A 17,444-nucleotide genomic window follows, 5' to 3' on the forward strand; every position below is an offset into this window, starting at 1 on the left:
TTTCTTTGTCCGAGGACATTCTAAAAAACCATGAGTGGAAGGAAGTTCTCTGGAAACCCTTAGCCCAGGAAAAAGCAAGCCTACTAGGATCAGAGCAAAAGATCATCCGAGTTGCCGCTTACGCCAGAACGAGCAAAAAAATCAGCGTGCAATTGCAGTCCTTAGAAATTCAAATTGACTACTTCACAAGGTTTGTTCAAAAGAAGCCACAGTTTAAGCTCGTTTCAATTTATTACGATGAAGGTGTTTCTGGCACCAAAATGGACAACCGCTTAGGCCTGACCCGCTTGTTGCGCCATTGTCGAGAAGGAAAAATTGATTACATTGTCACCAAAAGCATATCCAGATTTTCACGGAACGTAAAAGAGCTTATGGAAGTGGTGAAAGAATTACAAAAGCTCAATGTGGGTTTGTATTTCCAAAAAGAAAACCTCGACACTTCAAAAGAGTACAACGAATTTTTACTGGCCACCTATGCGGCCCTTGCTCAAAACGAAGTAGAAACCTTAGGCCAAAACGTCAGCTGGGGCTATGAGCAAAGAACCTTACGAGGCGTGCCTAAGTTTGAGCGGATTCTCGGGTACCATGTTTTCCACTATCAAAAAAAGCCCCACATCACCGTTGACGAAGAAGAAGCAAAGTACGTTAAAAAAGTCTATCAATTATATCTAGAAGGAAAAAACTACAATGAAATCGCCCAATATTTGATGTTGCAAAAAGTGATCAGCTCAAGAGGAAGCGCTGTTTGGGACGGAACAACGGTCAAAAAAAATTCTAACCAATGTGACCTATACGGGAAATCGACTTGCCACATTTAAGTCCAATGATCTTCTAACCAAAGGCAAAGCAACAGAGAGACAGAGCTATTACATTGAGAACAACCATCAAGCCATTATTGACCGGTCCACCTTTGAAGAAGTGCAAAAGCGTATCCAAGCGACAGAGTACAAAAAGAATATGAAAAAAGCAGAGTTTCGCTCCTTATCCAGTCGCATCCTCTGCGGGCTATGCGGATGTAATTATCAGTTCTTAAGGGACTATGCCACCCCTTGTTGGCGCTGTAGAAAAAGTAAATATGGCATGGAAATATGCTCTTCTTACAGGCTCTATGAATCAGAATTGCTTGAGCTGATGAAAGAAGCCTTTAAGAAGCGCTTTGATAACCAGTCATTGAAGGATATCTTCTACCCAATGAAACGACATCATGAACAAGATCAGTACGAACAGCGCCGATTGCTCTACTTCAGCCGGCTCCGATTGATCAGAGAGATGGAAAAAAAGGCGCTAGAAAGTGAATTGCCTGTAATCCAGGACAAAAAGAAAGAGCTAGAAGAGGAGCTTTTTACTTTTGAAAGGCACCTCAAAAAGATAGAAAAGGACAGGTCTTATCGGGAAGAATCCATCGCTTGGATGAAAAGCATTTCTTCTCTCGATGACTTTTTTGAAGAAGCTACCATCGATCGCTTACGAGCATGGATCGTTAGCATGACGATTTATTCAAAAGATTTGTTTCTCGTTCAATGGTATGACCAGCAAGAAACACAGGTAGGAGAAGGCGATACACCTGAACCGCCTAAGACCTGGAGGAATCTAAACCACACTAATGAGCAACGAAAGAAGGAGGAAGGTGTGATAGTCCAGGGGAAAGAGGTTAGCCAGAATGAAGTGTTAGCCCAGAGCGAAGCACTTGTGCAGGGTGTTTTGATTGACCAGGGCGATGGGCGTATTCAGAGTGATGTGATACCCAAAGATGATACACTCATCCAAGGCGATACTTTTAGCCAGAGCGATGCACCTGTGCAGGATAATGTGATTGTCAAAGATGATGAGCTCACCCAGAGTAATGTGATAGCCCCAGATGATGCATTCATCCAGAGTGATGTAATAACCCAAGGTGATACTCTTGCTCAGAATAATACTTCTATCCATGACAATGCACCTGCTCCAACCCATAGAGCAAAGATTAGCACACCAGCAAAGGGTTATCTAACGCGCCAAATAAAAAAAGAAAACATCATCAAAGTGGAGCAGGCTGTTCAAAGAAAGCAGCTAGAAAAGCCAAAACTAAGAACGGCCAGCTACTGCAGGGTATCAACGGAAAAAGACCCCCAGCAGATCAGTCTAGAATCGCAAGTTGCCTACTACACTTATCTGATCTTGAAAAACCCTGATATGATCTTTGCCGGGATCTTTGCCGACAAAGGGCTGTCGGGAACACAAACCAAAAACAGAACAGAGTTTAATCGGCTTATGCAAAAATGCAAAGAAGGAAAAGTCGATCTCATACTGACCAAATCCATATCAAGGTTTTCTAGAAATACGGTCGACGCCCTTTCTTGGGTAAGAATGCTAAAGTCACTGGATCCACCCGTACATATCCACTTTGAGCGAGAGAACATCAACACAGCCGATGAAGACAGTGAATTGATGCTAACAATTCTAACCAGTATGGCCCAAGAAGAAGCGATCAGCTTAGGAATCAGTAGCCAGTGGGCAAAACAAAAGTTAGCCGAACAAGGCATTATCAATGTGGGCCGAGCCCCTTATGGATACGACCTTGATGAAGAGAAAAACTGGGTCATCAACCCTGAACAAGCAGCCGTGGTTAGAAGAATCTTTCAATCTTACTTAAGCGGCAAGGGCACCAGAACAATTGCCCGAGAATTAAGCGAAGAGAAGATCGAATCAGCCAGCGGAAATAACTACTGGCATCAAAATGCTGTCCATCGGATCTTACAGTCCATCATCTACAGAGGCTGTTACTTATACCAAAAGACCTACTCACAAGATGCAATTACACAAAAAAGATTGGTTAACAAAGGGGAGCTTCCCCAGTATTACATCGAGGACCATCATCCAGCCATTATCACACCGGAGGTTTGGGACGCCGTTCAAGAACTGAGAGAATCCAAAAAAATAAATATAAAGATCATGCCAGAAGAAAGAAGGGAGCCACAAAACTTTCATAAAATATTTAGGTGCGGTCAATGCGGAGGAATCCTGAGCCATCATTTGCGGTACAACTACCAAGATCCGAAGAAAGGTGCAAAGCACTACTGGAGATGCATTGTCAGTAGAGGGAAAAACTACTCTGCCAAGTGCAATGCTCAGAGCTTTCGGCAAGAGTATCTAGTGCATAACTTTATGACCGCATTGCTGGAGATGAAATCAAATGAACGATTTCAGATAGAGGCAGAAGCTGTAGCAACCAAGACAGACTTAACAAGTGAAGAACTTGCTGAAGTGAAAGCAATAGAAGCAAAGATGGAGCAACTCAACCAAGAACTTTATGAAGCCGTAGACGAGGAGTTAAACAAAGCAGGCCAAGACACCAAAAAGGTCGAAGCGTTAACAGACCAGATCGTAAAATGCAAAGAGCAGCTAGATGAGTATGAAGAGCGAAAAGAAAAGGCTGAAAAGTATCGAGATGAACTAAAGTGGCTCATGAAAGAATTAGAAGGCTTGGAGGAGTTTGATCCGCTCAAGCACCGGGTAGCCTTTCGAGCAGATATCTTCGAGCGCCTTGTAGAAAGTGGAGTCGTTCATCCCGACGGCAGGATTGTCTATACACTAAGCACAGGAGTTGAGTGGGAGTGCTATCTTGAAGAGAAGCGATCCTATAAGTTGAAGGTGAAACAGCAGAGGATGGAAAGGGTTCTTAAGAAAAAGTGAATCAATAGAGAAAGCCCACTAAGTTAGCTGTGTAGGATTTAGATAGCTACTTGGTGGGCTTTTTATTTCGTTATTATCGAGTTGTTGGAGAATCTCGGAACCTTGATAGTAGAGTGCTTTTGCGTGACATAAACAAGACTGAGTTAAAGCTCTTGTAAAAAAAATGTTTACCTTTCTTTTGTCTTAATTCCGTCATAATTAAGACTGAATTAACGTAGAATAAAAGTAACTTAAAGGGAAGGGAGGATAGCATTATATGAATGTGTACGAATCACGGGCTGTACTTCGTTATCCAGTAGAAAAAGCCGATATTCGTAAAGACGAAAAGACTTTGCATGAAGCCGCGAAACACTTTAATGAAAAAGCGGTAAATCGCAAAATTATGGCCATATCGGCAATTTGTGAGACACAAATTGATTTTCTTATTGCTTTTTATGGTGATAAGAACAAGAGTCCTACGGGCTATGATCTTGTAGAATTTACCAAGTTCTTGCAAGCGGGAGGCTTTTCCAAGTTTTCAAGACACGACGGCAAACTTTTTGCTATTCTACCGAATCTGACCAGAAAAGCCACACTCCAGGAATTGAAAGAAGCATTGAAAAAGAACAATGACCCTATTGCAGAAAGCCTTTACCACGATGGTTATGAAGAAGCTATCACAATCCAAGACAAATCGGCAGTTACAGATGCGACGATACTTGCTACTGTTCAATTTCTATTAGCTGCTTCCTTATACGATCCTCGCAAAGAAGAAGATGCTCAACAAATTCGCGAAATAGCCAAAAAGTGGATCATGGGTTAAGAGATTGGTGAGAAATGATTAACTGAGGGAGTGATTTATGTGCCTGCTAGCCAATATAACGCGTTAAAAGGTCATCCAAACTTGCTGAATGGGTTGCGTAACGAAGTCTTTGATGTAGTGCAGCAGTACGGGTCAATGTCGAAACCGTTGACAGCGCATGAGATTGTCGGCCGAATTCACCAACCCATCTCTGTGCAAGCAATAGCTATGGTCTTGCAAACCGTTAACAAACATCGAAACACAGCTTCAGTTGCTTCAGCAGTAGCCGCACAGCTTTCGAGAGAAAACTTGCTAGTTCAAGCGGTGAAAAAGTGTCCGGTTACAAGCAAATCAATGCCTGCTTGGTATGTTGAAACAACATAAGCTTAGATAAGACGGGGCATTTCTAGTACATCACCCAGCGAAATGGTGATGTGCTTTTTTTTGCTCTTTAAAGGTTCAGTGACCTACGGGCCCGGTTTTTTTAGTTCCTAGCACGAGAACCCCTCGGATTTCTCTTGATATAGGCCTGCTCTAGAGCGATACTCTTACTACCAAAACGAATGGGTTCGGGAGGGGAGAATGATGATGGCCGGCAAGAAGGAAAGAAAACAACTGTCACCAAGTCTCTCTCTCAAGAATCTGTTCAGCCCTGTGCCGATCTGCACAGGTTTTTCTTTTGCCTAAAAAGAAGGGAGTGTCCAAGATGGGTATTGGAAGAGTGAAAACATTCATCGATGTGATTGAATTGGCTCCACTCAAAAGCGGCCAGGGAGTGGCCGATCACATTGTAGCAAGCATGGGAGCGTATCGAGTGGAACTGCATGCTTCAACAGAAGAGGGGAGAACAGCTTTTCAGATCCGGGAAATACCGGGACTTGAAGTTAAGGAGAACATGATTTTGGTCTGCGACACCGGCAGATACAGGATCACCGAGATTAAGCGAAAGGAAGATATGTATCTAGAGGCTTTGGTTCAAAAGGATTGTAAATCGGTATGAATATGTATTGATATGAATAACTTGTTTTGAATGAAAAAGTAATAAATGGAGGGTTTCAATGACATTAAGCGATGTCAGAAGGAAGTCAGGAAAAACCGTTAATGATGTAGCGAACGAAACGAAAATAAGCATTGAACGATTGATTGCCTTTGAGGAAGGAAGAAGAAAGCCGACAGACAAAGAAGCTACTCTTCTCGCAAAGTGTTTCAATGTAAAAATATCGCTAATAAGAGAGGTTATTGAAAAAGATGAAAAGAGTCTAAAACTTCTAATGAATAGTGTGGTGATGCACGGTAACGTTCCATCAGCTGATAACTACGGAAGAGAGACAATGGACGCGTTTGTGTTATTAATAAATGATTTATGGCCGATGATTGACAAAAGTGTCACTTTCTATATCGGGCGGTCAGATGAAATATCTGTGGAAATGAGAATAAAAGAATGGAAGCAACAGTTAAGAAATATTTTAACTGAAGGAAATAGAGATCATTGCTTGACAAGAAAGTCTTTTCCATTCACAACATATGGTTTTGATAATCCATCAACTTGTTGGGTAGAATTGTATGACTGTGACGAAACAGTTGATGGCATTCATACGGTAGTCTTAGATGGTATGAATGGAACAAGTGTTACTCAAGGGGCAGAAACTTTTATTAGAGACTTGATAGAGATAATTCTTAAATCAAAAGGTTGGGCATCAGGAAGCATGTTGAAGAACGATGAAAAAAGTGAAAAGTATCTTTTTGATACGACTGATATGAACGTTAGATTTTTACAGAGGATATATATAGATAAAGAAGAAAAATTTCAAGAAATCAAAATTAAAGAAGGTGAAGCTTTATTTCTGCCAAGTGAATTAAAGCTAAAACCATTTATAGATGATGAGGTATACCGTACTTACCGCATAATGAAGAGAGCAAGAGATTTGCCAGAGCCATCATTTAGAGGCCAAGACGATTATAGATGCAAAGGAGATAGATGTGGTAACTGTCCAATGTCTACAGGTATACCACCAGATGAACAAAATGGATGCTCATATTGTCGCGGTATAGCAAAAGCATGGTTGGTAAGGGAATGGCTCTTGGAAAAGTTTTCAGACGAGGAAATAAGAAGTATAAGAACATATGATCAATTGTTTAAGAAACATAATCAAATAGCTGATGAATTGAAAGATTCATTTTGCGGCGGAAATGAAAAAAATGCAAAATTAACTTACTACCATTCTTACATTTTCGGTAACTATGGCGGAAGTGATAACCTTGTCGTTTCTGAATCAGGATATACAAATGGAAGACACAGGACCAAAATTGCACAGGCTCTGGATTTAGTTGTTCCTGTTCATTGGGAAACTAAGGAGAAAATGAATGGCGAGTTAATAGAATGATTATGTTGATATAAAGTGCTCTTGTTATCAACGGTGTTAAATAGATGTACGTAAATAATCAATGAGTGCAGTCGCACAACTGAGAAACAAGTCAACAAGAAATAGCACCCCACCGAGTCGGTTCTAAGCATATCGAGCCTACTTGGTGGGGCATTTTTCACACCTATCATGTGAAAAAAAGAGCTATACAAATGATGCACTTATGTCAAAGCAACTCGGTAAAGAAAAAAAATAAGCAGTGTCCACAGAGGAATGCTTATGAATGTTCCAACGATAAGCCCTTTAAAAAAGTTAAGGCCCTCATCTGTTTCTAGCAAGGTTAGTACCCCTTTTTATTCTTATTCTTAACGAATAAGGGGCCTTCTTAAACCAAGATTGAGGGACGCTTCTAGCTCATCACCTAGCCGCGGTGGCGGGCTTTTTATCTACGAAGTATATTGATAAAAACAATCGTTTAACGAAGAGAACGCTAGACTGCCACTACATCTAGTAATCCCAAGCTTAATCCGATACTATATCTAGATTTTTTATCTAACTCGGATCATGGGGTACTCGCTGGGGCATCATGAAGCGTTTTCAACGAGGCATAGCCCACGTTCCAACAACATACTTCCTAAGCTACGACACTGATGAAAAGGGCAACATTGTCATCAACGAAAAAGAAGCTGCCGTAGTCAGAAGAATATTTTCAGAATACCTCGCTGGAAAAGGAGCATCCCTGATAGCCAAAGGTTTAATGCGAGACTACATCTTAACAGCCAGAGGCAATAAAAAATGGACAGCCGATGCGGTGCAGAAGATACTCAAAAACGAAAAGCATTGTGGAAATACGGTTACCTCGAAGACAATAACCGTCGATTACTTATCCCACAAAAGAATTCGAAATGATGGCAGGGAGCAACAATATTTCATCAAAAATCATCACCCAGCCATTATTTCAGAAGAAGAATGGGAGGCGGTTCAGCAGGAGTTGAAGCGAAGAAATAAAATGCTTCGCGATCCTGATGGGAAATACGCTCAAAACTATTCGAACCGGTCCTACTTTTCTAATAAGCTTTACTGCGGTGAGTGCGGCCACCCAGTTGTCAGGAGAAGGCTTAGCTCACAGAAAAATGGAGAGAAATATTATTTCACAGCCTGGCAATGCCGCACGAGGATACACCCGAAAATTTACGTTGCTGATTGCAAAGCAAGATACATCAGGGAAAGCGCACTTGAAGAAGCATTTATGAAAGCGCTTCATGACTTAAAAGAAGAGAAGGATCAAGTCACTAGCGAAGTCAACGAAATCATAGCCGAATACGACCTAAGCGATATGGAAAAGGCACGACTCATCATCGTAGAGGAACAGCTAGACACAATTAATAACCGCATCCATGAATTGACCGAAAATCGAAACTCCACGATTGCAGATGTGTATGAAGCAAACATCCGGCATTTATATTACGAACAAGAAGCATTACAAGCTGAACTAGAAGATCTACATGAAAAGCAAGAGGAAAGCAAGCACCTGAAAAGCAATTAGAAGAGCTATTGAGTCTACTAGATGAGCTTGAAAATGATCGAAGCTTTAGAGCCGATATCTTTCAACAAACAGCCAATAGCGGAATTCTCAGCAAAGACCGAGAAGTTGTATTTGAATTTAAGTGTGGCATCAGCAGAAAGGTTAAAGCAAAGTAAGGCTTAGAAAACAAGTACCCTGAAGCAAATGAATGCCCTGGTCAAACGAATACCCCCTTTCTTCAAAAACCACTTGCAAAGCAGTTGGTTATGAGTGATAGATAGGACACTCAAAAATGAAGAAGGGGGTATTTACTTTGAAAAAAACCCGAGTCGCCTGTTACTGCCGAGTGAGCTCCAAGGAAGAAGAACTACTAAACTCCTTAGAAAACCAAGTGCAGTACTACACAAGGTACATCGAAGAACAGCTGGACTGGAGAATGGCCGGCCTTTATATCGATAAAGGCATATCAGGCAAAGGCAAGAAAAAAAGAACGGGCTTTTTACGCATGTTACGGCACTGTGCTGAAGGGCGCATTGACTTAATCATCACCAAAAGCGTTTCAAGATTTGCGAGAAATACGCAAGACTTTTTAGAGGTAGTCAACGACCTCAAAGAAAAAGGCATAGACATCTATTTTGAGAAAGAGGACATCCATACTCTATCAGCGGACAGTTCTTTTTTGCTATCCACACTGGCAGCGGTGGCCCAGGAAGAACTAAGGAGCATGTCCGAAAATAAAATATGGTCCAAAGAAAAGAGAGCTACCCAAGGAAAGTGGAAAAAACCACCGAGTTAGCCTCTATGGTTTAGATGGCTACTTGGTGGTTTCTTGCATGTCTTAATAATGTAACAAGGATTGCGGTTAAATACCTTTTTAAGCGGAAAAACTATTAAGAAAAGTTACAAAAACGTAACATAATCCTTGAGTTTTTCATATCAAGAAGATATACTTTACTTAAAGGGGAGTGGAGAGATGAACTCGGTTTTAGGAGCAAGAATAAGATCTTTGCGTGAATCCAAGGGACTCACACAAGAGCAAGTTGCTGAAAGAATGAACTGTACAAGACAAAAGTATGCCAGGATTGAGAAAGGCTTGGTAGACATCTCTTATGCCAGTATTATAACGATTGCTCAGATCTTAGAAGTTTCTCCAGATCAGATAACTTCAGCAGTAAATAATGAGGCTCAAAAAGAACCGATGTTTAGAGATAATGGCGCTTCTGAGAAAGGTGATAAATTTCAATTTCTCGATGAAATGATTGATACTTTCTATGCCCATCGAAAGCTATATAAGAGTGTAAGGCAGGTAGATGGCGATGAATAAAAATCGACAACTTGCAATTGAAAAAATAGCTGATACTGTTAGAGCTGAATGCAAAGTAACAGGATATGGCTTTCAAAATATCTTTGAAGCAGCTGAAAAATCAGGGTATCAGGTTATTAGATACCCTATTGGCAAAGATGAATTTTTGGGTTTTGCTATGATCAAAGAGGGTGAGCGAATTGTTTTTTCAAACTCATCATTGATACTGTCAAGAGAAATTTTTTCTATTGCTCATGAGCTGGGACACCAAAAGTTACATTTGTCGGAACAAGGCTTGACCCTTATCAAAGATGACGATTTCACCGATAGAGATGAATACGAGGTTGAGGCCAATTATTTTGCCGCTTCGCTAATGATGCCTAGGGAAAAAGTGGACAAATTCATTAGGCAAGAGTTGAATGATAAGAGCAGTGATAAGTGGAATGGCCTAGATATAGCCCGGATACAGACCGCCTTTAATGTTAGTTATGACATGGCTTTGATTCGGTTAAAATCCTTAGGAAAACTAAGCGAAAGCCAGGTGCAGTATCTAAAAAATGAAAAAGGTGAGCATACTGCCACGAAGCTACTCAAAGCCATTAATGGTAATGCTGACTTGTGCAGGTCAACAGAAGCGAAGAAAGTCCCCGCTGAGTATCTGGAATGGGTCATTTCAAACTACAACGAAAAACTGATCCCACGCAAAAGCCTGCAGGCTGCTTTAAGTTATGTAGATTTAGACGTAGAAGATATAGGCGGGCTATCAGAGGAAAAAGCTGTAGAAGATGACAGCATTTTTGCAAAGATAGGAACATAGATGCGAAGCAAAGAATTCAAAGATTGAATAACTATTTGAGGTCCAATGACCATTTTTGAAGACACCTCTGAGCCTCGCAGGCTTAGTCGGATATAAGGGAAGGTATCCCCAAAATATCAAAACGAAATTCCTTCAACGAAGCTCATCACCTTAACCGGTGGTGGGCTTTTATTTTTTATCTACGAAGCATATTGATAAAAGTAATCGTTTAACGAAGAGAACGCTAGACTACCAGTACATCTAGCAACCCAAATCCCAGCCCGATACTATATCTAGATTTTTTATCTAAATCGGATCATGGGGCGCCGTACTCTGCCAGAAGTCAGTCACCATAGACTTCCTGAACCACAAGCGCGTCCCCAACCGAGATATTTTGCCTCAATACTACATTAAGGACCACCACCCGGCCATTATATCGGAAGAAGAATTCCAGGCTGTTCAACAGGAGATCAAACGCAGATACAACATGCGCAAAGATCCCGATGGCAAGTATCGAATGAACTATAGCGGAAAAGCCCCTTTTTCCAATAAACTTTTCTGCGGCCATTGCGGCAGGCCTGTGGTCAGACGCAGACTAACATCCCAAACAAATGGCGAGAAGTATCTTTTCTCAGCCTGGCAATGTCGAGTACCCGTAGGGAGAGACCCAGACTTTAAAGGTTGCAATGGAAGGTACGTTTGGGAGGTTGATTTGGAAGATTGTTTCACAGAGCTTCTACGTGAAATGCGCAACAATAGGGATGAAGTTATAGCAGATGCAGAGCAGGCCATAGCAGATAAAAGGTTATCGGAAAAGGAGCAAGCAAGATTTGAAGAGCTTGAAAAACAACTTGAAGCGGTAACAAATAGAATTAGCGACCTAGCCTCGAGAGAAATGGGCAGTGCAGACGCCCTTTACGATGCCACCTTACGGCACCTGATTTTCGAGCAAGAAATCCTCAAACAAGAATATGATGCGCTCAAAGATAAAAAAGAGGGAAGCTTATACTTCCAGAAACACTTGGAGGTACTTTTAGAATACCTTGACCAGCTACCTAAACGATTTAGCGATGAAATCTTCATCAAAACAGTAGAGCGAGGTATTCTCGATAGAGACAAAAAAGTCACCTTTGAATTCAAATGCGGCATTGTCCGCAAAAAACCAGTAGGCAGATAACCAATAAAAATCTCCTTTCAAACTAGAGAAAGACTTGCATTTTCTCTAGAAATGAGCGACTAATGACATGCCTCAAAGCTGTCGCTCAAGTAGAAAGGAGATTTTTTTTATTGGACCAAAACGAAAAGAGAATGTGGATACAAACCCTTTGGGAGCCTATCCATGAAATCAAGCAAAGCGCACTGGAAAGCGAAAGACAGGGCATCAAAGTGGCCGCTTATTGCCGGGTGAGCAGCAAAGATGAGGCCATTACTTCATTAAAGAACCAGATCGATCACTACACCCTTTTTATAAAAAACAAAGCAAACTGGAAGTTTGTCGGCATCTATTTTGACGCCGGTGCCAGCGCCGCCAACTACAAAAACAGAAGAGGCTTTCAACGACTCTTGCGCCATTGTGAAGAAGGAAAAATTGACTTTATACTGACCAAAAACGTATCGAGGTTTTCGAGAAACACAGAAGAGCTTTTAAAAATTGTGAAAGAACTTAAAGAGTGGAACATTGGCATCTTCTTCGAAAGGGAAAACATCGACACATCCATTGAATACAATAAATTCCTACTTAGCACCTATTCCGCTTTGGCCCAAAAAGAAATCGAGAGCATGTCTGAGCTAACGAGGTGGGGATTTGAAAAACAGTTCATGCAAGGAAAACCCAAGTACTCACGCATGCTCGGTTACGATGTCGTTAAAAGCAATGAAGAATCGCACCTTCAAATCAATGAGAAAGAAGCAGAAGCTGTTAGAAGCATTTTCAACATGTTTATAAAGGGACTCTCCCTTTCCGAAATTGCACGCCAGTTGATCCAAGAAGGCGTAAAAACGTCTGCCGGCAAGGATTTATGGAGAGGAAGCACTGTTAAAAACATACTGACCAATGTGACCTATACAGGAAACAAGCTCACGCGTGTAAGAACCAAAGATATCTTTACCAACAAAACAAGCAAAGGAGCAAGAGACCAAATTCTCATTGAAAACTGCCACCAGCCCATTATCAGCCCAGAAGTTTTCGATCTAGCCCAGAAGCGACTGGAAGAAATAAAACCGAAAGAGATAGCGGCGAAGCCAAAAAATAAAAAAGCTTTATCAGGAAGGATGAAGTGCGGTCATTGCGGTTATAGGCTTTCAAACTATCCAACAAGAGGCGTGAACTATTGGAAATGCGACCCCAGCGATGCAGGTGTATGCCACTTCAAATCCCTAAAAGAAGAGGCCTTACGCAAGATGATGCTAAAGGCCATGCAAAAGAAGTATGATTTTCAACAGCCTGGCCTGCTCCAAAGACTGGCCAAGGAGATAGAGCGGATCAATCAAGATGATCACTTTGAATTTCTCCGGCTTAAATATATTACAGAAATAGAGCTCGCCAAGCAGGAGCAGATATTGCTAGATCATCATCAAGACATCGACCCAATGGAACAAGCCTACTTTGCCTTCGAAGAAAAAGCGGCCAAACTGGAAGACGATCGAAAGTATCGTAACGCAACGATTGAATGGTTGCAAAAAATCAACAGCGTCGATGAATGGCTGGAAAAGGTTACGATCGAACATTTGCGATCTTGGGTAATTGAAATGACAATCTACTCTACCGATGATTATCGAGTCTATTGGGTTGATGATCAGCAAACCATGATCGGCGACTGCACGCCCTATGGCAAGGCGGAGCTAAGACCGAAGCTGGTAAAAGAACATGAAAAAATGATTTCCAAGGAAAGCATAACCCTTCCCAAGGAGGTAGACGTATCTGTGGATACAAACAGAGAGGTTATTAAGATCGAGCCGAGTCAAAGCGCTCTTAGCATGAAGGCGATTCAGTCAGCGAAAAATGTAGAGCTTATGAATCCCTTTCAAGCACTAGGCAAGCCCAGACTACGCACGGCCGCCTATTGCAGGGTATCAACAGATCAACTAGATCAGAAGACAAGCTTAAAAACCCAGGTCGCCTATTACACCTATCTGATTCTAAAAGATCCAACCTACGAATTCGCCGGCATTTTTGCAGACGAAGGAATCTCCGGGAAGTCTCTGAAAAACAGGACAGAATTGTTGAAGCTGTTAGAAGAATGCAAAGCCGGGAACATCGATTTGATTCTTACCAAATCCATTTCAAGATTTAGCAGAAATACGCTTGATTGTTTAGAAATGGTCAGAATGCTACGCTCTTTACAGCACCCTGTGTATGTTTATTTTGAAAAAGAGAACATTCATACCAAAGACCCCACCAGTGAAATGATGATCTCTATTTTTGGTAGCATCGCGCAAGAAGAAAGCATTGGTTTAGGCGAGTCAATTGCCTGGGGAAAAAGAAAGTATGCAGCGCGAGGAATTGTAAAAACGGGAACCCTCTGTTTCGGCTACAAGTTTGACAAGAACAAAAGGTGGGGCATTGACGAGGAAGAAGCCAAGATCGTGAAGAGAATTTATCAAGATACCTTGGACGGAAAAAGTTATAACCAGATTGTCAAAGAATTGACCGAAGAAGGCATCAAAAGCCCCAAAGGGAAAGCGAAATGGTACACATCGAGAATCAAAGCAATATTAGAAAACGAAGCCTATCGAGGCAATTATGTTTACCAACGAACCTATACAGCCGATAGCATAGAAGCAAAAATTGTCCCTAACAACGGGGAGTTTCCTCAGTACTTTATTGAAGACCACCATGAAGCGATTGTTTCCAGTAGCGATTGGGAAAAAGTCCAATCCATACTGGAAGAGCGGTCAGAGAAGTTCAAGAATAGAAATCGAAAGAAATATCCGAAAGAAAACCTTAAAAATCCCGCTTTTGTGAATGCCTTTACCTGTGGTGACTGCGGGAGCTTGATCGGCCATAGACGGTATGTTGAAAAGACCTACGAAATGCACAGTTGGATCTGCAACTTGGCTAATAAGCTTTATGTGGCCAACCGGTGTAAGGCGGGAAGATTTCAGCAAAAGTTTATAGAGCTTAACTTCATGAAAACGCTGCTTTCTATCAAGAGGGACAAGGCATTTAAGAAGGCAATGGATGAGCTGATAAAAATGACCGATTTGAATCAAGAGGAACTGTGTTTAGAGGAAGAGCTTCAGGAAAGAATCGAGTTTTTTAACCAGCAGCTTTACGAGGCTGTGAATGAAGAACTCAATAAAGACGGACAAGACTCTCAAAAAGTCGATGAACTAACAGAGGAACTCGTAAAGCTACATAATGAGCTCAAGAGCTATTCAGAGCGAAAACGGCAAGCACAACAATACAAGCAAGAGCTCAATTGGCTTTGGAAACAGCTACGAAAGATAGACGACAAAGCCATTGAAAGCCTCGAGGTACTCCGGAAAGACCAAGAAGTTCCTTTTCGCGAGGACATCTTCGCCAGGATTGTGGAGAGTGGAAAAATCTTCACCGATGGCAAGATGGTCTATAAGCTCAAGCTGGGTCTTGAGTGGTCGATTGATTTTAAGAATGGAGATTACAAGAAACTCATCTCAGAGCAAAAAGCAGCCGAGCGCAGGGCGAAGAAAGAAGCCTTCTTAAAAGGGCCAGAAGTTAAAGCACTTTTAGAGTTTTGCCAAGAGCCAAAGCCTTTTTCAGAGCTCTTTAAGTTTATGAATGGAATGCTGTCTATATCAGAATCGCATTTTAGAGAAACGGTGTTGAACGTTCTTTTAGAGCAAGGCAGGATGAAGAGGAAGTTCCCGGAAAAGCGCAACCGCGCAATGATGATTTATTATTCTGTGGAAGGGGTTGGGGATGAGGGAAGGGTTAATTTTTAGCACGAGGACTCCCTCAGATTTCCCTTGATATAAGTCTGCTTTAGAGCAATACTCTTACTGCCAAAATGAATGGGTTGGGGAGGGGGAAAATGGTGATGGCCAGAGAGAAGGAAAGAAAACAACTGAAACCAAGTCTCACTCAAGAACCTGTACAAAACCCTGTGCCGATGTAAAAGTCAGCACAGGGTTTTTCTTTTTATTTAAATAGGAAGGGAGTGTTTCAGATGAGTACTGGAAGAGTGAAAACATTCATCGATGTGATTGAATTGCTCAAAAGCGGCCAGGGAGTAACCGATCACATTGTAGCGAGCATGGGGGCGTATCGAGAAGAACAGTGCGCATTAACAGAAGAGACGAGAACAGCTTTTCAGATCCGGCAAATACCTGGACTTGAAGTTAAGGAGAACATGGTTTTGGTTTGCGACACCGGCAGATACAAGATCACCAGGGTGAAGAGAAAGGGAGATATGTACTTAGAGGCTTTGGTTGAAAGGGATTGAATTTAATAGGAATATGAATTGCGATAGTTAATTAACCACATTTTGACCGCCCTTGGAAAAGCGCATGCTCCAGAACGAAATGGTCTTTAAAACAAAAATACGAGATGGTGCAGGCACCTTCTCGCTAAAAACTCATACGAGTTTTTGTTCCTCGGGCTCATTTGAACTCGACCACGTATTAGCCGCATGTCGAGAGTAGCGACAAGCAGTTGATACATATCTTTTGACTAGACCTTATAGCAACTCTGGGGAAATGTCAAGGCTGGATTTATGGTGAAAACACCAGATAAACGAAGAATACGATCATCGCCCATAAAGGTACGCTGATCAGAGTACCAACAAGTAAGCCCTTAAAAAATTTGAAGCCTTCCAATTCAAAAACCCCTTCTATGCTCTTACGTTTAGTTTGGCAAAAAACATGCTTTCCTAAACCAAACAAAGAGAGGGGTTGGTATGGTGAGGTGAAAAAGCCAAATCGTTTCAAGTGGTCAGAAAAATTCAAACCGTGAACAGAATCCACTACGGTCTATGGTGGGTTCTCCTAGTTGAACAACCCTGGTAAATCAATAGAAATTTGCTAATGCTTTTTATTGATTCGCTTAACTTCACGGTCAAAGTCGCTTTCAAATTTGCGGTCCTGAACAATCCTGAATTTTTCATACTCTGCTTCTGCTAGTTCTTTAGCAACTTTTGCTGAAACTTTTCCCGCATTATTTAATATCTCATAATCATTAAATTGTAGGAATGCATCAAGACGCTTGATCCAATCTACCATGTTCATTGGGACTTGACGCTCTGCTTGCAGTTCAGCATAGTCTAAGTACATTGTAACTATTCTATTAAGTTGTTTTAACTCATCTTCTCTTAAATAATTCTTTGCAACACCCACATCGGATTTTAGAATCTTGCCTTCTGGTGCATTTTTCCATGTGGTTAACCCCATGTTTGGCTGACTACTATCTGCGCGTGAATTTATAATCTCTGCTGCGGTATGACCAGTAATAGCCCAATGAAGTTTATTTTGTACAGTGGCGTAAAAGTCTTTTGTTATTGAAGCATTAGGATCGTAATCAATAGAACATTGAGCGTAAATATCTGTAATTTTTTGATAAAATCTTCTTTCAGAAGCACGTATTTCCCTGATGCGTTCCAATAATTCTTCAAAATAATCTTTACCCCAATGCTGGCCTTGCTTTAGCCTTCTGTCATCTAAAGCAAAACCTTTAGTAATATATTCACGTAATATTTCCGTAGCCCAAATACGAAACCTAGTAGCTTGATAAGAGTTTACACGGTATCCTACTGCTATAATGGCATCGAGATGATAAAATTGAGTTTTATAAGTTTTGCCGTCTTCTGCAGTATGTGCAAATTTTGCACATACTGAATTCTTGTCAAGTTCACCTTCGGCAAAGATATTACTTAGGTGTTTAGTTATAACGCTGCGATCAACACCAAAGATTTCTGCCATACGTTTTTGAGAAAGCCAAAGCGTTTCATCCCTAAATAAAACCTCAACCTTCATATCACCTTCCGAGGTGGTGTAAAATATAATCTCATGAGAATCAGTCACTCTATTGA

14 protein-coding genes are annotated in these 17,444 nt (G+C 41.3%); 13 read left to right on the forward strand and 1 reads right to left on the reverse strand.

What is annotated here, in order from left to right; genetic code table 11:
* The first annotated feature begins 5 nt into the window (after positions 1 to 5).
* The 13 genes from FTV88_RS05540 (at position 6) to FTV88_RS05605 (ending at position 15,863) form a co-directional block, all read left to right on the forward strand.
* Positions 6 to 818, forward strand: a complete 813-nt coding sequence (locus tag FTV88_RS05540) for a recombinase family protein (protein WP_162007910.1) — start codon at positions 6 to 8, stop codon at positions 816 to 818.
* Positions 784 to 3,672, forward strand: a complete 2,889-nt coding sequence (locus FTV88_RS05545) for a recombinase family protein (RefSeq protein WP_153724764.1) — start codon at positions 784 to 786, stop codon at positions 3,670 to 3,672. Before FTV88_RS05540 ends, FTV88_RS05545 begins: the two co-directional genes overlap by 35 nt.
* A 256-nt stretch (positions 3,673 to 3,928) precedes the next feature.
* Positions 3,929 to 4,474, forward strand: coding sequence for a hypothetical protein (locus tag FTV88_RS05550; RefSeq protein WP_153724765.1), 546 nt, complete (start codon positions 3,929 to 3,931; stop codon positions 4,472 to 4,474).
* A 135-nt stretch (positions 4,475 to 4,609) separates the two neighbouring features.
* Complete coding sequence (locus FTV88_RS05555) at positions 4,610 to 4,837, forward strand: hypothetical protein (protein ID WP_162007911.1); 228 nt, start codon at positions 4,610 to 4,612, stop codon at positions 4,835 to 4,837.
* A gap of 322 nt (positions 4,838 to 5,159) precedes the next feature.
* Positions 5,160 to 5,453: a hypothetical protein gene (locus FTV88_RS05560; RefSeq protein WP_153724767.1), complete on the forward strand. Its 294-nt coding sequence runs from the start codon at positions 5,160 to 5,162 to the stop codon at positions 5,451 to 5,453.
* 58 nt (positions 5,454 to 5,511) lie between these two features.
* Positions 5,512 to 6,837 carry a helix-turn-helix domain-containing protein gene (locus FTV88_RS05565; RefSeq protein WP_153724768.1) on the forward strand — a complete coding sequence of 442 codons (1,326 nt, stop codon included), beginning with the start codon at positions 5,512 to 5,514 and terminating at the stop codon, positions 6,835 to 6,837.
* A 565-nt stretch (positions 6,838 to 7,402) separates the two neighbouring features.
* Entirely contained in the window at positions 7,403 to 8,362 is a 960-nt protein-coding gene (locus FTV88_RS05570) for a recombinase family protein (protein ID WP_153724769.1), read from the forward strand.
* A gap of 292 nt (positions 8,363 to 8,654) precedes the next feature.
* Complete coding sequence (locus tag FTV88_RS05580) at positions 8,655 to 9,137, forward strand: recombinase family protein (RefSeq protein WP_162007912.1); 483 nt, start codon at positions 8,655 to 8,657, stop codon at positions 9,135 to 9,137.
* Positions 9,138 to 9,314: 177 nt separating this feature from the next.
* Positions 9,315 to 9,665, forward strand: coding sequence for a helix-turn-helix domain-containing protein (locus FTV88_RS05585; RefSeq protein WP_153724772.1), 351 nt, complete (start codon positions 9,315 to 9,317; stop codon positions 9,663 to 9,665).
* Entirely contained in the window at positions 9,658 to 10,461 is an 804-nt protein-coding gene (locus FTV88_RS05590) for an ImmA/IrrE family metallo-endopeptidase (RefSeq protein WP_153724773.1), read from the forward strand. The genes FTV88_RS05585 and FTV88_RS05590 overlap by 8 nt, the downstream gene beginning before the upstream one ends.
* A gap of 340 nt (positions 10,462 to 10,801) precedes the next feature.
* Positions 10,802 to 11,617, forward strand: a complete 816-nt coding sequence (locus FTV88_RS15825) for a recombinase zinc beta ribbon domain-containing protein (RefSeq protein ID WP_368277583.1) — start codon at positions 10,802 to 10,804, stop codon at positions 11,615 to 11,617.
* A gap of 110 nt (positions 11,618 to 11,727) precedes the next feature.
* Entirely contained in the window at positions 11,728 to 15,363 is a 3,636-nt protein-coding gene (locus FTV88_RS05600; RefSeq protein WP_162007913.1) for a recombinase family protein, read from the forward strand.
* A 224-nt stretch (positions 15,364 to 15,587) separates the two neighbouring features.
* Positions 15,588 to 15,863, forward strand: a complete 276-nt coding sequence (locus tag FTV88_RS05605; RefSeq protein ID WP_153724776.1) for a hypothetical protein — start codon at positions 15,588 to 15,590, stop codon at positions 15,861 to 15,863.
* Between the two features lie 577 nt (positions 15,864 to 16,440).
* Here FTV88_RS05605 and FTV88_RS05610 read toward each other — a convergent pair.
* Entirely contained in the window at positions 16,441 to 17,388 is a 948-nt protein-coding gene (locus tag FTV88_RS05610; RefSeq protein WP_153726529.1) for a virulence RhuM family protein, read from the reverse strand.
* Positions 17,389 to 17,444 lie beyond the last annotated feature (56 nt).

This window comes from Heliorestis convoluta (assembly GCF_009649955.1).
Lineage (GTDB): Bacteria > Bacillota > Desulfitobacteriia > Heliobacteriales > Heliobacteriaceae > Heliorestis > Heliorestis convoluta.